This window comes from Vogesella facilis (assembly GCF_042648525.1).
Taxonomy (GTDB): domain Bacteria; phylum Pseudomonadota; class Gammaproteobacteria; order Burkholderiales; family Chromobacteriaceae; genus Vogesella; species Vogesella facilis.
Genome location: NZ_JBHRXN010000036.1, coordinates 38,710 through 56,573 on the forward strand (window position 1 = coordinate 38,710; position 17,864 = coordinate 56,573).

At 66.3% G+C, this 17,864-nt stretch carries 19 protein-coding genes; 12 read left to right on the forward strand and 7 right to left on the reverse strand.

All coding sequences use genetic code 11. From position 1 onward, the window contains the following. Nucleotides 1-17: 17 nt before the first annotated feature. From acs to rraA, 10 genes are all read left to right on the forward strand, one after another. A complete protein-coding gene (gene acs / locus ACFOLG_RS15480; RefSeq protein ID WP_386093433.1) occupies nucleotides 18-1,985 on the forward strand; it encodes an acetate--CoA ligase in 1,968 nt (655 codons plus the stop codon). 259 nt (nucleotides 1,986-2,244) lie between these two features. Further along, nucleotides 2,245-2,826: an electron transport complex subunit RsxA gene (gene rsxA / locus ACFOLG_RS15485; protein WP_386093435.1), complete on the forward strand. Its 582-nt coding sequence runs from the start codon at nucleotides 2,245-2,247 to the stop codon at nucleotides 2,824-2,826. Then, entirely contained in the window at nucleotides 2,823-3,404 is a 582-nt protein-coding gene (gene rsxB, locus ACFOLG_RS15490; protein ID WP_386093437.1) for an electron transport complex subunit RsxB, read from the forward strand. The genes rsxA and rsxB overlap by 4 nt, the downstream gene beginning before the upstream one ends. Continuing rightward, nucleotides 3,401-5,437 (forward strand): electron transport complex subunit RsxC, encoded by a 2,037-nt coding sequence (gene rsxC, locus ACFOLG_RS15495; protein ID WP_386093438.1) that lies wholly within the window; start codon nucleotides 3,401-3,403, stop codon nucleotides 5,435-5,437. Before rsxB ends, rsxC begins: the two co-directional genes overlap by 4 nt. Beyond that, nucleotides 5,434-6,459, forward strand: a complete 1,026-nt coding sequence (locus ACFOLG_RS15500; RefSeq protein ID WP_386093440.1) for an RnfABCDGE type electron transport complex subunit D — start codon at nucleotides 5,434-5,436, stop codon at nucleotides 6,457-6,459. Before rsxC ends, ACFOLG_RS15500 begins: the two co-directional genes overlap by 4 nt. Beyond that, nucleotides 6,452-7,081 carry an electron transport complex subunit RsxG gene (gene rsxG, locus ACFOLG_RS15505; RefSeq protein WP_386093442.1) on the forward strand — a complete coding sequence of 210 codons (630 nt, stop codon included), beginning with the start codon at nucleotides 6,452-6,454 and terminating at the stop codon, nucleotides 7,079-7,081. The genes ACFOLG_RS15500 and rsxG overlap by 8 nt, the downstream gene beginning before the upstream one ends. Next, the gene (locus ACFOLG_RS15510) at nucleotides 7,078-7,761 is read left to right on the forward strand and encodes an electron transport complex subunit E (RefSeq protein ID WP_386093444.1); all 684 of its coding nucleotides are present in this window, start codon (nucleotides 7,078-7,080) and stop codon (nucleotides 7,759-7,761) included. The genes rsxG and ACFOLG_RS15510 overlap by 4 nt, the downstream gene beginning before the upstream one ends. Beyond that, a complete protein-coding gene (gene nth / locus ACFOLG_RS15515; protein WP_386093445.1) occupies nucleotides 7,758-8,390 on the forward strand; it encodes an endonuclease III in 633 nt (210 codons plus the stop codon). Before ACFOLG_RS15510 ends, nth begins: the two co-directional genes overlap by 4 nt. A 108-nt stretch (nucleotides 8,391-8,498) precedes the next feature. After that, nucleotides 8,499-9,992: a DegQ family serine endoprotease gene (locus tag ACFOLG_RS15520; protein ID WP_386093447.1), complete on the forward strand. Its 1,494-nt coding sequence runs from the start codon at nucleotides 8,499-8,501 to the stop codon at nucleotides 9,990-9,992. A 77-nt stretch (nucleotides 9,993-10,069) separates the two neighbouring features. Next, nucleotides 10,070-10,549: a ribonuclease E activity regulator RraA gene (gene rraA / locus ACFOLG_RS15525; RefSeq protein WP_386093449.1), complete on the forward strand. Its 480-nt coding sequence runs from the start codon at nucleotides 10,070-10,072 to the stop codon at nucleotides 10,547-10,549. A 14-nt stretch (nucleotides 10,550-10,563) separates the two neighbouring features. Here the strand turns inward: rraA and ACFOLG_RS15530 are convergent, their stop codons facing one another. The 7 genes from ACFOLG_RS15530 to pcnB all read right to left on the reverse strand — a co-directional run bounded on the left by ACFOLG_RS15530 (nucleotide 10,564) and on the right by pcnB (nucleotide 15,724). After that, nucleotides 10,564-10,965 carry a GFA family protein gene (locus ACFOLG_RS15530; RefSeq protein ID WP_386093450.1) on the reverse strand — a complete coding sequence of 134 codons (402 nt, stop codon included), beginning with the start codon at nucleotides 10,963-10,965 and terminating at the stop codon, nucleotides 10,564-10,566. Between the two features lie 157 nt (nucleotides 10,966-11,122). Next, nucleotides 11,123-11,503 (reverse strand): aspartate 1-decarboxylase, encoded by a 381-nt coding sequence (gene panD / locus ACFOLG_RS15535; RefSeq protein WP_386093452.1) that lies wholly within the window; start codon nucleotides 11,501-11,503, stop codon nucleotides 11,123-11,125. A gap of 22 nt (nucleotides 11,504-11,525) precedes the next feature. Beyond that, entirely contained in the window at nucleotides 11,526-12,359 is an 834-nt protein-coding gene (panC, locus tag ACFOLG_RS15540; RefSeq protein WP_386093454.1) for a pantoate--beta-alanine ligase, read from the reverse strand. 7 nt (nucleotides 12,360-12,366) lie between these two features. Beyond that, complete coding sequence (gene panB / locus ACFOLG_RS15545; protein WP_386093456.1) at nucleotides 12,367-13,158, reverse strand: 3-methyl-2-oxobutanoate hydroxymethyltransferase; 792 nt, start codon at nucleotides 13,156-13,158, stop codon at nucleotides 12,367-12,369. Between the two features lie 66 nt (nucleotides 13,159-13,224). Further along, entirely contained in the window at nucleotides 13,225-13,863 is a 639-nt protein-coding gene (locus ACFOLG_RS15550) for a deoxynucleoside kinase (RefSeq protein ID WP_386093458.1), read from the reverse strand. 23 nt (nucleotides 13,864-13,886) lie between these two features. Further along, a complete protein-coding gene (gene folK / locus ACFOLG_RS15555) occupies nucleotides 13,887-14,366 on the reverse strand; it encodes a 2-amino-4-hydroxy-6-hydroxymethyldihydropteridine diphosphokinase (RefSeq protein ID WP_386093459.1) in 480 nt (159 codons plus the stop codon). Continuing rightward, entirely contained in the window at nucleotides 14,363-15,724 is a 1,362-nt protein-coding gene (gene pcnB / locus ACFOLG_RS15560; RefSeq protein WP_386093460.1) for a polynucleotide adenylyltransferase PcnB, read from the reverse strand. Before pcnB ends, folK begins: the two co-directional genes overlap by 4 nt. 374 nt (nucleotides 15,725-16,098) lie before the next feature. Between pcnB and ACFOLG_RS15565 the strand changes: the two genes are divergently transcribed. Both ACFOLG_RS15565 and ACFOLG_RS15570 read left to right on the forward strand, forming a co-directional pair. Then, on the forward strand, nucleotides 16,099-16,392 hold the full coding sequence (locus tag ACFOLG_RS15565) for a hypothetical protein (protein WP_386093462.1): 294 nt from the start codon (nucleotides 16,099-16,101) through the stop codon (nucleotides 16,390-16,392). Nucleotides 16,393-16,484: 92 nt separating this feature from the next. Beyond that, entirely contained in the window at nucleotides 16,485-17,864 is a 1,380-nt protein-coding gene (locus tag ACFOLG_RS15570) for an MATE family efflux transporter (protein WP_386093463.1), read from the forward strand.

Consider the following 17,864-nt stretch of genomic DNA (forward strand, 5'->3'; position numbering starts at 1 on the left):
GCAAAAAGGAGCCAAATATGTCTACCCTCGAATCGATCCTCAAGGAAACCCGCAGCTTCCCGCCCAGCGAAGATTTCCGTCGCAAGGCCACCATCTCCGGCATGGATGCCTACAACGCGCTGTGCGAGCAGGCTGACGATCACTATCTGTCCTTCTGGGGTGACCTGGCTCGTGAACTGATTACCTGGAAAAAACCGTTCAGCCGCGTGCTGGACGACAGCAACGCGCCGTTCTTCAAGTGGTTCGACGACGGCATGCTGAACGTGTCCTACAACTGCCTGGACCGTCACCTGGCCGAGAACGGCAACAAGATTGCACTGATTTTTGAAGCAGACGACGGCGAAGTCACCCGCGTCACCTACGCCGAGCTGCATCGCCGCGTCTGCCAGTTTGCCAACGGCCTGAAGAGCCTGGGCATCGCCAAGGGCGACCGCGTGGTGATCTACATGCCGATGGTGATCGAGGCCATCGTCGCCATGCAGGCCTGCGCCCGTATCGGCGCCATCCACTCGGTGGTGTTCGGCGGCTTCTCCGCCGGCGCGGTGCGCGACCGCATCCAGGATGCCGGCGCCAAGCTGGTGATTACCGCCAACGAAGGTCTGCGCGGCGGCAAGACCGTACCGCTGAAGGCCACCGTAGACGAAGCGCTGGCGCTGGAAGGCTGCGAATCGGTACAGAACGTGGTGGTTTACCAGCGCACCAATGGTGGCGCGCAATGGACCGAAGGCCGCGACGTGTGGTGGCACAAGCTGGTGGAAGACCAGGCCGAGACCTGCGAACCGGAATGGATGCTGGCGGACGACCCACTGTTCATTCTGTACACCTCCGGCTCCACCGGTAAACCGAAGGGCATCCAGCACAGCAGCGCCGGCTACCTGCTGGGTGCCATCAACAGCTTCCGCTGGGCGTTCGACTACAAGCCGAACGATGTGTACTGGTGCACCGCCGACGTGGGCTGGATCACCGGCCACTCCTATATCTGCTACGGCCCGCTGGGCATCGGTGCCACCCAGATCGTATTCGAAGGCGTGCCGACCTACCCGGACGCCAGCCGCTTCTGGCGCATGATCGAAAAGCACAAGGTTTCCATCTTCTACACCGCGCCGACTGCCATCCGTTCGCTGATCAAGCTCGGCACCGACCTGCCCAAGCAGTTCGACCTGTCCAGCCTGCGCCTCTTGGGCACCGTCGGCGAGCCGATCAACCCGGAAGCGTGGATGTGGTACTACGAGGTAGTTGGCGGCGGCCGCTGCCCGATCGTCGACACCTGGTGGCAGACCGAAACCGGCTCGGCGATGATTGCCCCGATGCCGGGCTCCGTGCCGACCAAGCCGGGCTCCTGCACCCTGCCGCTGCCGGGCATCATCGCCGACATCGTCGACGAATCCGGTGCCCAGGTCGAGCCGGGCCGCGGTGGCTTCCTGGTGATCAAGAAACCGTTCCCGTCGCTGGTGCGCACCATCTGGAACGACCCGGAACGCTTCAAGAAAACCTACTTCCCGGACGAATTCAACGGCCAGTACTACCTGGCTGGCGACTCCGCCAACCGTGACGAGAACGGCTACTTCTGGATCATGGGCCGCATCGACGACGTACTGAACGTGTCCGGCCACCGTCTGGGCACCATGGAGATCGAATCGGCGCTGGTGGCCAACCCGCTGGTGGCGGAAGCCGCGGTGGTCGGCAAGCCGCACGACGTGAAGGGCGAAGCGGTAGTGGCCTTCGTGGTGCTGAAAGGCGCCCGCCCGCAGGGCGACGATGCCAAGAAGATCGCCGCCGAGCTGAAGAACTGGGTAGCGCACGAAATCGGCAAGATCGCCCAGCCGGACGACATCCGTTTCGGCGACAACCTGCCCAAGACCCGCTCCGGCAAGATCATGCGCCGCCTGCTGCGTTCCATCGCCAAGGGCGAGGAAATCACCCAGGACGTATCGACGCTGGAAAACCCGCACATTCTGGAGCAGCTGCAACAGGCTGCGATTTAAGCCCCGCGGCGGTGGACGCCCCCCGCTGTACCGCCCACCGCCACGGCAACCGAGTAGTACCCTGCTGAAGTAGTAGTAACAGTACCCTCCTGCGCCACACGCGTGCTGCAATCACCGTGTGGCGATTTTTTTGCGCCGCCCGCCCGCATATCAAGCCTGGTTATTAACGCTGCGGCCAACCTTGCCGTGCCGGCATGAAGGTTGAAGCCATGCCGGTGAACACGGATAATCCGCGCATTCTCCGCTGGCAATGGCATCAATGGATTTCTCGCATTACCTGCTGATTCTGGTCAGCACCGTTCTGGTCAACAACGTGGTGCTGGTGCGCATCCTGGGGCTGTGCCCGTTCATGGGCGTCTCCAAAAAACTGGAAGCCTCCATCGGCATGGGCGCCGCCACCACCTTCGTACTCACCCTGGGCGCCGGCAGCAGCCACCTGATCAACCTGCTGCTCACCGCCGCCGGGCTGGAATACCTGCGCACGCTGTCCTTCATCGTGGTGATTGCCGCCATCGTGCAGTTCACCGAGATGGTGATCCACAAGACCAGCCCGGTGCTGTACCAGGTACTGGGCATCTACCTGCCGCTGATCACCACCAACTGCGCGGTGCTGGGCATCCCACTGCTGAACGCGCAGGAGGGCCACAGCTTTGCCGAATCGCTGGTATTCGGCTTCGGCAGCGCGCTGGGCTTCTCGCTGATCCTGATTCTGTTCAGCGCCATGCGCGAGCGACTGGAGGGCGCCGACGTGCCGGCAGCGTTCAAGGGCACGCCCATCGCGCTGGTCACCGCCGGGCTGATGAGCCTGGCCTTCATGGGCTTTGGAGGGCTGGTGAAATGACAAGCCTGCTGCTTGCCCTGCTGGTCATGGTTGCCCTGGCGCTGCTGCTGGGGGCGGTGCTGGGCTTTGCCTCGGTACGCTTCCGCGTGCAGGGCGATCCGCTGGTGGACAAGATCGACGCCATCCTGCCGCAGACTCAGTGCGGCCAGTGCGGCCACCCCGGCTGCCGCCCCTACGCTACCGCTATTGCCGATGGCAGCGAGGACATCAACAAATGCCCGCCGGGCGGCGAGGATGGCATCAACAAGCTGGCCGAACTGCTGGGCGTGGAATTCAAACCCTTCGCCGCCGACGCGCCGCAACCCAAGCCCAAGGCAGTGGCGCTGATCGACGAAGCCACCTGTATCGGCTGTACGCTGTGTATCCAGGCCTGTCCGGTGGATGCCATCCTCGGCTCGGCCAAGATGATGCACACCATCATCGCCAGCGAATGCACCGGCTGCGAGCTGTGCCTCGCCCCCTGTCCGGTGGACTGCATCCGCATGATCCCGCTCGGCACCGACCTCACCAACTGGAAATGGCGCTACCCGACCATTCCGATCAAGTCGGTCAAAACCCCGGCGGAGCCGCGCGCATGAGCCGGCTGTACGATTTCCACGGTGGCATCCACCCACCTGAGAACAAACAACAGTCGAACGGCACGCCGATTCGTCAGCTGCCCTTGCCGCCGCTGCTGTACCTGTCGCTGGCGCAGAGCGTGGGCAATGCCGCCCTGCCCTGCGTTCAAACCGGGCAGCAGGTACTGAAAGGCCAGCGCATTGCCGAGCCGGATGGCCGGCTGTCCGCCGCCGTGCATGCTCCCACCTCCGGCACCGTACTGGCCGTGGGCGAGCACGCCTACGCCCACCCCTCCGGCCTGTCCGCCCCCTGCATCACCCTGCAGCCGGATGGGCAGGATGCCTGGCAACCGCGCCACGGCCTGCCGCACTGGCGCGAGGCCGGCAGCAGCGAGCTGCGCGACTTCCTGCAGCAGATGGGCGTGGTAGGCCTGGGCGGCGCGGTGTTCCCCACCCATCTGAAGTTGGCCGCAAGCGGCCTGCAGACCCTGGTGGTGAACGGCGCCGAATGCGAGCCCTATATCAGTTGCGACGACCGCCTGATGCAGGAACGCGCCGCCGACATCGCCGACGGCATCGCCATTGCCGCCCATACACTGCAGGCCGGTGAAGTGCTGATCGGCATCGAGGACAACAAGCCGCAGGCCATCGCCGCCATGCAAGCCGCCTGCCAGGGCCAGCCCTGGCGCGTGGTCTCCATCCCCACCCGCTACCCCAGCGGCGGCGCCAAGCAGCTGATCCGCATCCTCACCGGCAAGGAAGTGCCGCACGGCGTGCGCGCCACCGAGCTGGGCGTGCAGTGCCTGAACGTGGCCACGCTGTACGCCATCGCCCGCGCCGTGTTGCATGGCGAGCCACTGCTCAGCCGCATCGTCACCCTCACCGGCGCCGTGGCACAGCCCGGCAACGTGGAGGCGCTGATCGGCAGCCCGCTGCACTGGCTGCTGCAACAGGCCGGCCGCCAGGCCGACAGCCACGAGGTGATCATGGGCGGCCCGATGATGGGCTTCACCCTGCCCAGTCTGGCTGCCGGCCTGAGCAAGGCCGGCAACTGCCTGATCGCCAAGAGCGCGGCCGAATTCCCGCCGCGACCGCCGGCCATGCCCTGCATCCGCTGCGGCGAATGCGCCAGTGCCTGCCCGGTGGAGCTGCAGCCCATGGACCTGTTCTGGCTCGCCAAGGCCAAGAACTTCGGCAAGGCGCAGGAGTGGCAGCTGTTCGACTGCATCGAATGCGGCGCCTGCAGCTACGTCTGCCCCAGCCAGATTCCGCTGGTGGACTACTACCGCTTTGCCAAGAGCGAGATCTGGGCCGCCGAGCGCGACAAGAAGTCCGCCGACTTGGCACGCCGTCGCCATGAATTCCGCCAGTTCCGCATCGAGCGCGACAAGACGGAGAAAGCCGAGCGCCTGGCCGCCCGCGCCGCCGAGCAGGCCAGCAAGCAGAGCGCCACGCCGGCAGCAGTCAGCAGCAGCGCGGCCGGCGACGACCCGAAACAGGCCATCATCGCCGCTGCCATGGCACGCGCCGCCGCGCAGCAGCAGGCCAACCCGCTGGGCGACAGCCACAGCCAGGCGCTGGACGACGCCAAGCAGGCGGCGATCAAGGCGGCGATGGAGCGCGCCGCCGCGCGCAAAGCTGCCGCGCAACAGGGCAGCACTGACGCTGCGGCCAACCCTGCCGCCACGATCAGCGCTACCGGCATGGATGATGCCAAGCAGGCTGCCGTCAAAGCCGCCATGGAGCGCGCCGCCGCACGCAAGGCCGCCACACAGCCGGCGGATGGCAGCGTTGCGGCCAATCCTGCGGCCCCCACAGCCAACGGCATGAACGACGCCAAGCAGGCCGCTGTCAAAGCCGCCATGGAACGCGCCGCCGCACGCAAGGCCGCCGCACAGCCGGCCGACAACAGCGCTGCGGCCAACCCCTCCCCGACTACCGGCATGGACGACGCCAAGCAGGCTGCCGTCAAAGCTGCGATGGAACGCGCCGCCGCGCGCAAGACCGCCACGCCGCCACCAGCAGCACAGGATCAGCAAGACCCGACGCCATGAGCCAACACGCCACCCATATCGCCAAACCCGCCACCGTGTCCACGGTGATGCTCAAGGTGTTGGCCGCATTGCTGCCGGGCATCGCCCTGTCGGTGTACTGCAACGGCATCGGCGTGCTGCTGCAGCTTGGCCTCGCCACCGTCACCGCCGTGGCCGCCGAGGCGGCAATGTTGCGCCTGCGCGGCGTGCCGCCGGCGCCGTTCCTGAAAGACCTGTCCGCGGTGGTTACCGCCTGGCTACTGGCGCTGGCCATGCCGCCGCTGGGCGCCTGGTGGCTGATCGTGGTGGCCACGCTGTTCGCCATCGTGGTGGCCAAGCAGCTGTACGGCGGCCTCGGCAACAACCCGTTCAACCCGGCGATGGTGGGCTTTGCGGTGGCCATCATCTCGTTCCCGGCGCAGATGGCGGCCTGGGGCAGCCCGCTCTTGCCGCTGGATGCCACTGCCCAGTTGCAATGGGTGTTCAGCCACAGCCTGCCGGCCGGCAGCGCGCTGGATGCGGTGTCCAGCGCCACGCCGCTGGATGTCCTTAAAACCGGCCTGCTGCAGGGTGGTCAGGAGGTGTCACAACTGCTGAGCGGCGCGCGCTTCGGCCAGTTCGGCAATGCCGGCGGTGAGTGGATCGCGCTGGGCTGGCTGGCCGGCGGTCTGTGGCTGTGGCAGCAGAAGCTGATTCCGTGGCAGACGCCGCTGGCGATGCTGGCCGGCGTCACCGCCATGGCCGGTGCGCTGTGGTTGGCCGCACCGGCGCAGTTCGCCAGCCCGCTGTTCCACCTGCTCAACGGCGCCACCCTGCTGGCGGCGATGTTCATCGTCACCGACCCGGTATCCGGCCCCACCACCCCGCGCGGGCGGCTGATCTTCGGCCTGCTGGTGGGCGTGCTGACGGTGCTGATCCGCGTGTTCGGCGGCTTTCCCGACGCCATCGCCTTCGCGGTGCTGATCATGAACATCGCCGTGCCCTTTATCGACCAGTACACCCGACCCAAGGTGTTCGGCCACAAGGGAAGCCGCCGTGCGTAGCGCCCCGCGCCAGGCGCGGCGCAGCGCCCTCACCCTGGCGGCTTTCGCTGCCACCGTCACCCTGCTGCTGGCCGGCACCTGGCTGGCCACCCGCGCCCGGGTGGAAGCCAACCAGAACGCGGCGCGCGCCATGCTGCTGGCGCAGGCGCTGCCGGCCGAGCTGTTCGACAATGATCTGGCCGCCAGCCGCCAGCCACTGCCGGAGGCCGCCGCGCTGTACCTGAACGGCCGCCCTGCGGCCAACCTTTACCTGGCGCGCAAGGCCGGCCAGCCCAGCGGCGTGGTGTTCGAGGCGGCAGCACCTAACGGTTACGGCGGCCGCATCGAGCTGCTGGTGGGCATCGCTGCCGACGGCAAGCTGCAGGGGGTACGCGTGCTGGCCCACAAGGAAACCCCGGGCCTGGGCGACTATATCGACCTCTCCGTCAGCGACTGGGCACGGCAGTTCAGCGGCCGCAGCAGCGCCGCGCCCGCGCCGGGCTGGCAGCTGAAGAAGGACGGCGGCGCGCTGGACTACGTCAGCGGTGCCACCATCTCCGCCCGCGCGGTGGCCGCCGCGGTGGGCCGCGTGGCCGGCTACTTCCGCGACCATCGCCAGCAACTGCTGCAAGGAAACCCATGAGCAACTGGAAAGGCATCGCCCGCAACGGCCTGTGGCAGCAGAACCCGGGCCTGGTGCAGCTCTTGGGCCTGTGCCCAGTGCTGGCGATCAGCAATAACGTGGTCAACGCGCTGGCGCTGGGGCTGGCCACCACCGTGGTGACCGCGCTGTCCGGCACCGCCGTGGCCAGCGTGCGCCACCTGGTGCCCAGCGAGATCCGCAACCCGATCCTCATCATGATCATCGCCACCCTGGTCACCTGCGTGGACCTGGCGATGAACGCCTGGCTGCACGAGCTGTACCTGGTGCTGGGCATTTTCATTCCGCTGATCACCACCAACTGCATCGTGATGGCGCGCGCCGAGGCGTTTGCCGCGCGCAACCGCGTGCGCGCAGCGCTGCTGGACGGCGCCATGATGGGCCTCGGCCTCACCGCGGTGCTGGTGGTACTGGGCGGCCTGCGCGAGCTGGTCGGCAAGGGCACGCTGCTGGCTGGTGCCGACAAGCTGTTCGGCAGTGCCGGCCACGCGCTGACGCTGCAGCTGGCGCCGGACGGCTACCAGTTCCTGCTGGCGCTGCTGCCGCCGGGCGCCTTCCTCGGCCTGGCGCTGCTGATCGCCGCCAAGAATGCGCTGGACGCGCGCCAACGCCGCCTTGCCGCCGCTGCGGCCAACCTTTCCGCCCTCGCCACCGAATCATGAACGCCGCCAAACGTCTGCAGATTTTCGAGCGCCTGAAGGCGCAGAACCCGCACCCCACCACCGAGCTGGAGTACGCCAGCCCGTTCCAGCTGCTGATCGCCGTGCTGCTGTCGGCGCAGGCCACCGACGTCGGCGTCAACAAGGCCACCCGCGTGCTGTTCCAGGTGGCGCCCGATGCCCGCGCGATGCTGGCGCTGGGCGAGGAAGGCGTGTCCGATTACATCAAGACCATCGGCCTGTTCCGCACCAAGGCCAAGAACACCGTGGCGACCTGCCGCATCCTGGTGGAACAGTACGATGGCGAAGTGCCGCAAACGCGCGAGGCACTGGAGGCGCTGCCCGGAGTTGGCCGCAAAACCGCCAACGTGGTGCTGAATACTGCCTTCGGACAGCCTACCATTGCAGTAGACACCCATATTTTCCGGGTGGCCAACCGCACCCGCATCGCCCCGGGCAAGGACGTGCGCGAGGTGGAGGACAAACTGTTACGTTTCGTACCCGCAGAATACAAACTCGATGCCCACCATTGGCTTATCCTGCACGGACGTTATGTGTGCAAAGCGCGCAAGCCGGAATGCCAGCGCTGCGTGATAGTCGACCTCTGCGAATATCCGGCAAAACCGCTATGATGGCCCCCTGCCTGTTGATTTTTGCGACTTTGTCGCCACGTACCGGGTACGTGCGTCGCCCGCGATAGTCGCCGCTCGGCACGGCAGGGTCCATTTCTGTAAAAAAGGATGTTTCAGGTGAATAGCTATACACGCGTGGCCATCGCCAGCGCGCTGCTGCTGGCCCTGGGGGGCTGCGGCAAGATCGAAGCCCTGTTCAAGGATGACAAGGGCGCACCGGTTGCGGTGCCGGCCAAGGCGGACGGCAGCGTGGCCATGCTGCTGCCGGACTTTACCCAGCTGGTGGAGCGCGAAGGCCCGGCGGTGGTCAACATCCAGGCGGTCCGTGCCGAATCGACGCGCCAGTCCACCCCCAGCAGCGATCTGCCGTTCCCGATTCCGGAAGACGACCCGTTCTACGAGTTCTTCCGCCGCTACATGCCTAACCCCAACCAGCAGCAGGAACCGCAGCCTTCCGAGAGCGTATCGTTCGGCTCCGGCTTCATCCTGTCTGCTGATGGCTATATCCTGACCAACGCCCACGTGGTAGCCGGCGGCAACCAGATCAAGGTAATGCTCACTGACAAGCGCGAACTGCGCGCCAAACTGGTGGGCCTCGATAAACGCACCGACGTGGCGGTGCTGAAAATCGATGCGGCCAACCTGCCGATCGTGAAAATCGGCGCGCCGGAAGCACTGAAAGTGGGCGAATGGGTGGCCGCCATCGGCGCCCCGTTCGGCTTTGAAAACACCGTCACCGCCGGCATCGTGTCCGCCAAGGGCCGCAGCCTGCCGGACGAAAGCTATGTGCCCTTCATCCAGACCGACGTGGCGATCAACCCCGGCAACTCCGGCGGCCCGCTGTTCAACCTGCGCGGCGAAGTGGTGGGCATCAACTCGCAGATCTACAGCCGCTCCGGCGGTTTCATGGGCATTTCCTTCGCCATCCCGATCGACCTGGCGATGAAAGTGGCCGAGCAGCTGAAGAGCAGCGGCAAGGTCAGCCGCGGCCAACTTGGCGTGCACATCCAGGAAGTGACGCAGGAGCTGGCACAATCGTTCGGGCTGGACCGCCCGCGCGGCGCGCTGGTGGTGCGGGTGGAACCCAACGGCCCGGCCAGCCGCTCCGGCATCCAGATCGGTGACATCATCCTGCGCCTGAATGGCCAGACGGTGGAGAACTCGCGTGACCTGCCGCGCATGGTCGGCGACCAGCCGCCGGGCACCCGCATCAAGCTGGGGGTATGGCGCAAGGGTAACGAGCAGAATGTGGAGGCCACGCTGGCGGAACTGGCCGCCGAGCAAGCCGCACAGGCCAGCGAGCCGGCCGCCCCGTCGCAGCCGCAGAGCTACCAGTTCGGCAAGCTGGGCCTGACCCTGGCCGAGCTGACCGCCGACGACAAGGAAACGCTGGGCATCCGCGGCGGGCTGGTGATCCAGAAAGCCCAGGGCGCCGCCGCCCAGGCCGGGCTCACCAACGGCGACGTGATCATCGGCCTCAACCAGACCGAGATCAGCAATATCCGCTCCTTCGAGCGAGCGCTGTCCGCGGCCAACGGCAATATCGCGCTGCTGGTGCGGCGCCAGGACAGTACGCTGTTTGTGCCCTTGCGCATCAACTAATACATGTACATGCCGCCCCCCGGGGCGGTTTTTTTTCGGCCAGCAACAACAATAGAGAGCCACCCAAAGGAGCAAGCATGACCTTCTTGACCACCGACCTGTACGACGCCAACGAAGGCAAGGTAGCCGTGCTGCAGCCGATGCTGCACAGCTACGGCGCCCGGCCGCGCTTTTACGGCCAGATCGTCACCCTCAAGCTGTTCGAGGACAACACGCTGGTGCGCGAGGTGCTGGGCGAGCCCGGCCAGGGCAAGGTGCTGGTGGTGGACGGCGGCGGCTCGCTGCGCTGCGCGCTACTGGGCGACCAGATCGCCGAGCTGGCGGTGAAGAACCAGTGGGAGGGCGTGGTGATCCACGGCTGCATCCGCGACTCGGTGGCCATCAACGCGCTGCCGCTGGGGGTGCGCGCACTGGCCACCAACCCGAAGAAATCGGTGAAACGCAACGAGGGCAGCCGCGAGCTGACGGTGAATTTCGGCGGCGTGGATTTCGTGCCGGGGCAATGGCTGTACGCCGACGAGGACGGCGTGCTGGTCTCCGCCAGCGCCCTGCTGTAAGTCGGCAGCCAGGCTCAGGCGCTGCGGTCGTACTGGCGGTAGCGCCGGTGCCGCGGCAACAGCGGCAGCAGCCGCACCCAGTCCAGCATGCTTTCCACCCAGGTGTGATCCTCCGGTGTCAGCAGCGCCGGGTTTTCCAGCGTGGCGGCGGTGAGGTCGATCTCGTCCGGCGCCGCCTCGTGCCGGTAGCTCAGCGTGGTGCCGCAGCGCGGGCAGAAACCGCGCTGCACGCCCATCGACGACTGGTAGTGGCGCACCTCGCCATGCCACTCCAGCTCCAGCGCCCGCACGGTGAACCAGGTGACGAACGGCGCGCCGCTGGCCAGCCGGCAGGACAGACAATGGCAATGCGTGACGTGGTAGGGTTCGCCGCGCACGCGATAGCGCACGGCACCGCACAGGCATCTTCCTTGCATCGCGCACTCCCCTGTCAGATCAGCCGGTCAAAAAACTATAGCCGGATACGGCGCAAATGCCAGCGCCGCGACAAAACGAACGTCAGTTCGCCAACGTTGGCCGCAGACATGAAAAAAGCCCGACAGCGTCGGGCTTTTTCGGTGCGCCGGAGCAGGCTCAGGCCGGCTGTACCGGGGTGGCGCCTTTCAGCTCGGTGATCACGTTCTGCTCGTCCACGAACACCAGCTTGGGCGAATGATTGGCCAGCTCGCTGTCTTCGTAGGCGGCAAACGAGGCGATGATCAGCAGGTCGCCCGGTGCGGCGCGGCGTGCGGCAGAGCCGTTCACCGAGATCACCCCGGAGCCGCGTTCGGCGCGGATGGCGTAGGTGGCAAAACGCTCGCCGTTGGTCACGTTCCAGATCTGCACTTCCTCGTACTCCTTGATATCGGCGGCTTCCAGCAGGTTTTCGTCGATGGCGCAGGAACCGATGTAATGCAGTTCGGCATGGGTGGTGGTGACACGGTGGAGCTTGGATTTCAGCATGGAACGCTGCATGGCGGTCTTCCTCGGGCGCGTATCAGCGCGTTACTTCGATATTGTCGATCAGGCGGGTCTTGCCCAGCCGCGCGGCGGCCAGCACCACCAGCCGCGGCTCGCCGACATGGGCGATTTCCAGGCTGTCGGCCTGGCGGATCTCCACATAGTCCACGCGCCAGCCGTGTGCGGCCAGATCGTCGCAGGCGGTCTTCTCCAGCGCAGCATAGTTGCTGTCGCCGGCCAGCAGCGCGTCGCGAATCGCCGCCAGATTACGGTACAGCCGCGGCGCCTCGGCACGCTCGTCGGCGGACAGATAGCCGTTGCGCGACGACAGCGCCAGGCCGTCGTCGGCGCGGCCGGTATCCACCGGCACGATGTCGATCGGCATGTTCAGGTCGTCCACCATGGCACGGATCACGTGCAGCTGCTGGTAGTCCTTCTTGCCGAAGCAGGCCAGGTCCGGCTGCACGATATTGAACAGCTTGCTCACCACCGTGGCCACGCCGCGGAAATGCCCCGGGCGGAAGGCGCCGCACAGCTCGTTCTGGATGTGCGGCGGCTCGACGTTGAAATCCTGCTTGATGCGCGGGTACAGCTCACGCTCGTCGGGGAAGAACAGCACGTCCACCCCGCCGGCTTCCAGCTTGGCGCAGTCGGCATCGAAGGTGCGCGGGTAGGCGTCGAAATCCTCGCCCTGGCCGAACTGCAGGCGGTTGACGAAGATGCTGACCACCACCGTGTCGGCACGCTGGCGCGCTTCGGCCACCAGCGCCAGGTGGCCGGCGTGCAGGTTGCCCATGGTCGGCACAAAGGCGACACGGCCGGCGCTGCGGCGCCAGGCGCGGAGTTCGGCGATACTGCGGATAACTTGCATGCTGACCTCAGAAACAGTGTTCGGGCGCCGGGAAGGAAGCATCCTTCACCGCGGATACGTAGCCGGCGACGGCACCCTGGATGCTCTGCGCCTCGGCCATGAAGTTCTTCACGAAGCGGGCTTTCTTGCCCGGGTACACGCCCAGCACGTCGTAGATCACCAGCACCTGGCCGGACACATCCGGGCCGGCGCCGATGCCGATGGTGGGCACGCCGATCTCGGCGCTGATGCGTGCGGCCAACGTGGCCGGCACGCATTCCATCAGCACCAGGCTGGCGCCGGCGTCGGCCAGCGCGCGGGCGTCGGCCAGCAGGCGTTCGGCATCGCTTTCGCTCTTGCCCTGCACCTTGTAGCCGCCGAAGGTATTCACGAACTGCGGGGTGAGGCCGATGTGCGCGCACACTGGCACGCCGCGCTGCACCAGGAAGCGCACGGTGTCGGCCATGAAGGCGCCGCCTTCGATCTTCACCATGTGGGCGCCGGCCTGCATCAGGCGCGCAGCATTGGCAAAGCCCTGCGCCGGGCTTTCCTGGTAGCTGCCGAACGGCATGTCGGCCAGCACCATGGCGCGCTTGGCACCGCGCACCACACAGCGGGTGTGGTATTCCATTTCCGGCATGGACACCGGCAGGGTGGAGTCCTCGCCCTGCATCACCATGCCCAGCGAGTCGCCGATCAGCAGGATGTCGACCCCGGCTTCATCCAGCAGGGTGGCAAAACTGGCATCGTAACAGGTCAGCATGGCGATCTTCTGACCTTCCGCTGCCATCTGCTGCAGCGTATTGACGGTGACTTTCATTTTTTTGTGTGTCCTCGTTGCTTCCAGTGGCGAAACGCCGCTTGTGGCTGCGGTCGCGCACCGGGTTCAGAGCCCCTTGTTGAAGTAACTGCGCTGACCACGCATCTCGGTGATGCAGCGCAACAATAGCTCGAAATCTTCTGTGCCTTCAACCAGATCGAGGTTGTCGGTATTCACGATCAGCAGCGGTGCCGCCTCATAGCCATGGAAGAAGGCGCTGTAGGCTTCGTGCATACGCTGCACATAGCCTTCCGGCATCGGCGGCAGCGCCGAGTTGGCCGCACGCGCCGCCAGGCGGTCAGCCACGGTAGCGGCCGAGGCCTGCAGGTAGATCACCAGATCCGGCACCGGGTATTCCGGCAGGAAGCGCTGCACCACGCGGCGGTAGATGGCCAGCTCGTCGGCATCCAGCGTCTTGCTGGCAAACAGCTCGTCCTTGTCGAACAGGAAGTCCGACACCAGCGGCGCGGCCAGCAGATCGCCATGCAGCATGCCGTGCGCGGCGTCGGCGCGCTGCATCAGAAACGACAGCTGCGTGGCCAGCGCATGGTACGGCGGCTGACGGTAGAAACGCTCCAGGAACGGATTCTGCTCCGGCGCCTCGGCCAGCAGGCGCACCGACCAGTGCTCGGCCAGGCGGCGCGCCAGCTGCGATTTACCGGCGCCGATCGGCCCTTCCACCACCACGTAACGCAAGTGCGACATCAGATGTTCTCCTGCAACAAAGCTCAATCCAGGCGGGTGACACCGCTGGCGTCAAGGTTGGCCGCAATGTCGGCGGCCGTGCCGAGCGTGCCGATCTGCCACTCGGGCGCCATCTGCGCCAGCGGCAGCATCACAAAGGCGCGCTCGTGCATGCGCGGGTGCGGCAGCGTCAGGAATTCGTCCTGCTGGCTGACGCCTTCCACCAGCAGCAGGTCCAGGTCCAGCACCCGCGGCGCGTTGCGGAAGGTGCGCACGCGGCCGAAATCCTGCTCCAGCCGCAGCAAGGCGGCCAACAGCTCGGCCGGCGCCAGCGCGCTTTCCACCTCGCACACCGCATTGATGAAGTCCGGCTGCTCGGCATAGCCCACCGGTGCAGTGCGGTAGCAGGCCGAGCGGCGCAGCAAATGCACCCCCGGTAAAGCAGAAATGGCGGCCAGCGCCGCCTCGATCTGTGCTGCCGGGTTTTCCAGATTGCTACCCAGCGCGATCACTGCCCGCTTCACGCGTCGCCCCCCTCGCTCGGGCGGGCCGGCTTCTTGCGGCGGCGGCGCTTCTTGCGCTGCGCATCACCACCCTCGGCCGGTTCCTTGGCCGCGGCTTCAGTGATCAGCGCCTGGCGCTCGGTGTGATCGGCATCCTGGAACTCCGCCCACCACTGCACCATGTGCTTGGGCACCTCGCCCACTTCGGCGCGCAGGCTGTAGAAATCGAAGGCGGCGCGGAAGCGCGGCTGCTCTAGGAAGCGGAACGGGCGCGCGCCGTTGCGGCTTTCGAAGCGCGGCTGCAGCGACCAGATCTCGCGCATGGTGGCGGAGAAACGACGCGGAATGGCGAAATCGTTGTCCTGCAGCGTTTCCACCTCGGCCATCGCCAGCATCAGCGCCGGCAGCGATTTCTCGCCGCGCGCGATATACGCCTGCCAGCGGTTGTTGACCTGCGCCCACAGCAATGCGGCCAACATGAAGCCCACCGACACCGGCTTGTCGGCGCGCACGCGCTCGTCGGTATTGGCCAGCGCCAGCTTGAGGAAGGCTTCGCCGCCGTCCTCGTCCAGCACCGCGTCCAGCAGCGGGAAGATACCGCGCGACAGCCCTTCGTCGCGCAGCTTCTGCAGGCAGGCATAAGCATGACCGGAGTGCAGCAGCTTGAGCAGCTCGTCGAACAGCCGCGCCGGCGGCTCGTTCTTCAGCAGCATGGCGTGCGCGGCGATCGGCTTGCGGGTGTGCTCGTCGATGTCGAAACCCAGCTTGGCCGCCAGGCGCACCGCGCGCAGCATGCGCACCGGGTCTTCCTGGTAGCGGCGCGCCGGCTGGCCGATCATCACCAGCTTCCTGGCGTGCAGGTCCTTCACGCCGTGGTGGTAGTCGATGATGGTTTCGTCGGTCGGGTTGTAGAACAGCGCGTTGACGGTGAAGTCGCGGCGCTGCGCATCCTCGGACTGGCTGCCGTAGGTGTTGTCCGCCATGATGCGGCCGCTGTCGCTGGTCTTGCCCACTTCGCCGCCACGGAAGGTGGTCACCTCGATGGTCTCCGGCCCCATCATCACGTGCACGATGCGGAAGCGGCGGCCGATGATGCGCGAGCGCCGGAACAGGTGGTGCACCTCTTCCGGCGTGGCGCTGGTGGCGATGTCGAAATCCTTGGGCGTGACGCCCAGCAGCAGGTCGCGCACCGCGCCGCCCACCACATAGGCCGCGTGGCCGCCTTCCTGCAGGCGCGACACCACGCGCAGCGCGGCGCCACTCAGGCCGTCGCGGCGCACGCCGTGTTGAGCCAGCGACAGTACTCGTGGTTTGGTTTTGTTGGCGGTGGCACGGTTGCCCGACAAGTCGAAAACGCGACTGAACAGTTTGCGGATCATGGGAATGGTATCTGGAGGTGGCAGCTGCGCGGCGCATGCCGTGATGGACTTGAGCGCCGGATTATAGCCCGATACCGGCCTCAGTCTCCAGCATCGTGCCATAGTCATGCTTGACAGCGTGGGCGCGGTGCTCTAATTTTCTGGCTTGCGCCGATTTTTGCTGCTTGCGGGCGCCTGATAAATACCAGCTAAGAGCGCACCGCCTAACCCGCTGCTGCCCTTTACTGGTCACAGCGGGTTTTTGCATTGCAGCAGCCGGAATGGGCAACAGCTTCACGCGCCGAGTTAATCGACAACTTGCAGGGCGCCATCGAAATTCTGCTAAAGCGTCGCTCGGCTTTCCACCGGGCGCGCACCACGCTACGGAGACTGCCATGTACGACTGCCAAGAAGACCGCTACACCGACTTCAACACCGCCCCGCAAACCGCCACCCCGGCACTGCGCGGCACCCTCACCGCCCGCGCACTGGCCGGCACGCACAAGCCCCGCCTCACCGAACTGGCCGCCTACGCCACCGAACGCAATCTCGACATCACCCTGCAGCAGGGCACGCTGACCATCGACGACCTGACCCTGACCGAGGCGCTGAACATCAATGCCCGCTTCGGCAACGAACTGATCATCAGCTGCCACCTGCGCTGCGACCCGCCGGCGCATTTCGACTGAAGCGACACCGCATTACACCCTGCGGCCAAGCGGGGCTTGCCAGCGGCAAAGCGCGCTTATAATGGCGCTCTTTTTGCCCGCCGGTATTTCCCATGCTGTTTGAATTGAACCGTAGCCCGTGGCGCACCCTGCGCCACGAGACCCTGCTGCTGATCCAGCTGGCGCTGCCGATGATGGTGGCGCAGATCGCGCAGGTGGCCACCGGCTTTGTCGATACCGTGATGGCCGGCCGCGTCAGCACCGACGATCTGGCGGCGGTGTCGCTGGGCGCCAGCGTGTTCGTTACCGTGTATGTCACGCTGATCGGCGTGGCGGCGGCACTGAACCCGATTCTGGCGCAGCAACATGGCCAGGGCGAAACCACCACGCTGGGCGACACCGCGCGCCAGGGCTTGTGGTTCGGCCTGCTGCTGGGCATTTTTGGCGCGCTGCTGATGCTGGCGGTGCAGCCGGCGCTGCGGCTGTGGCTGGAGCTGCCCGCCAGCGTGGAAGACAAGGCGATGCTGTTCATCGATGGCGCCGCCATGGGCATGCCGGCCGCCATCCTGCACCGCGCGCTGGGCGCGTTCGCCTCCAGCCTGGGCCACACCCGCCCGCTGATGGTGGTGAGTGTGGCCGGGCTGCTGCTGAACATCCCGCTCAACTACGCACTGATCCACGGCCTGTTCGGCCTGCCGGCACTGGGCGGCGCCGGCTGCGGCTGGGCCACCGGCATGGTGTTCATCTTCAATGCCAGCGCACTGTTCCTGTACATCAAGCACCACCAGGCGTTCCGCCCCTACGGCTTGTGTGGCCGCTTCGTCGCGCCGCAGTGGCGGCGCTTCCCGGCCTTCCTCAAGCTGGGGCTGCCGATCGGCCTGTCGTTCTTCGTGGAAGTCAGCCTGTTTTCCTTCATCGCCTTGCTGATCGCCAAGCTGGGCACCACCGTGGTGGCCACCCACCAGACGGTAATCAACTTCTCCAGCGTGATCTACATGATCCCGCAAAGCATCGGCACCGCCGCCACCATCCGCGTCGGCCAAAGCGTGGGCGCCGGCGACTACCGCCAGGCGCGGCTGGTATGCGGCGTCAGCCTGGCGCTGGGCTTGGCGCTGGCCTGCCTCACCATGCTGTGGGTGCTGCTGGACCGCCACAGCATCATGCAGCTGTACACTGCCGACCCGGCGGTGATCGCGCTGGGCGGCACGCTGATGCTGTTCGCCGCCTTCTACCAGCTGACCGACGCGATGCAGACCATCGCCTCCAGCGCGCTGCGCGGCTACAAGATCACCACCACGCCGATGCTGATCCACATCGTGTCGTTCTGGGGCTGCGGCCTGCTGCTGGGCGCCTGGCTGGGGCTGGGGTCGCCGCAGATGGGGGTGCATGGCTTCTGGGCGGCGCTGGTGATCAGCCTGAGCGCCGCCGGCCTGCTGCTGGTAAGCTATCTGTCGCGCGTCAGCCAGCAACGGCTGCACCGTCAAACTGCGTGA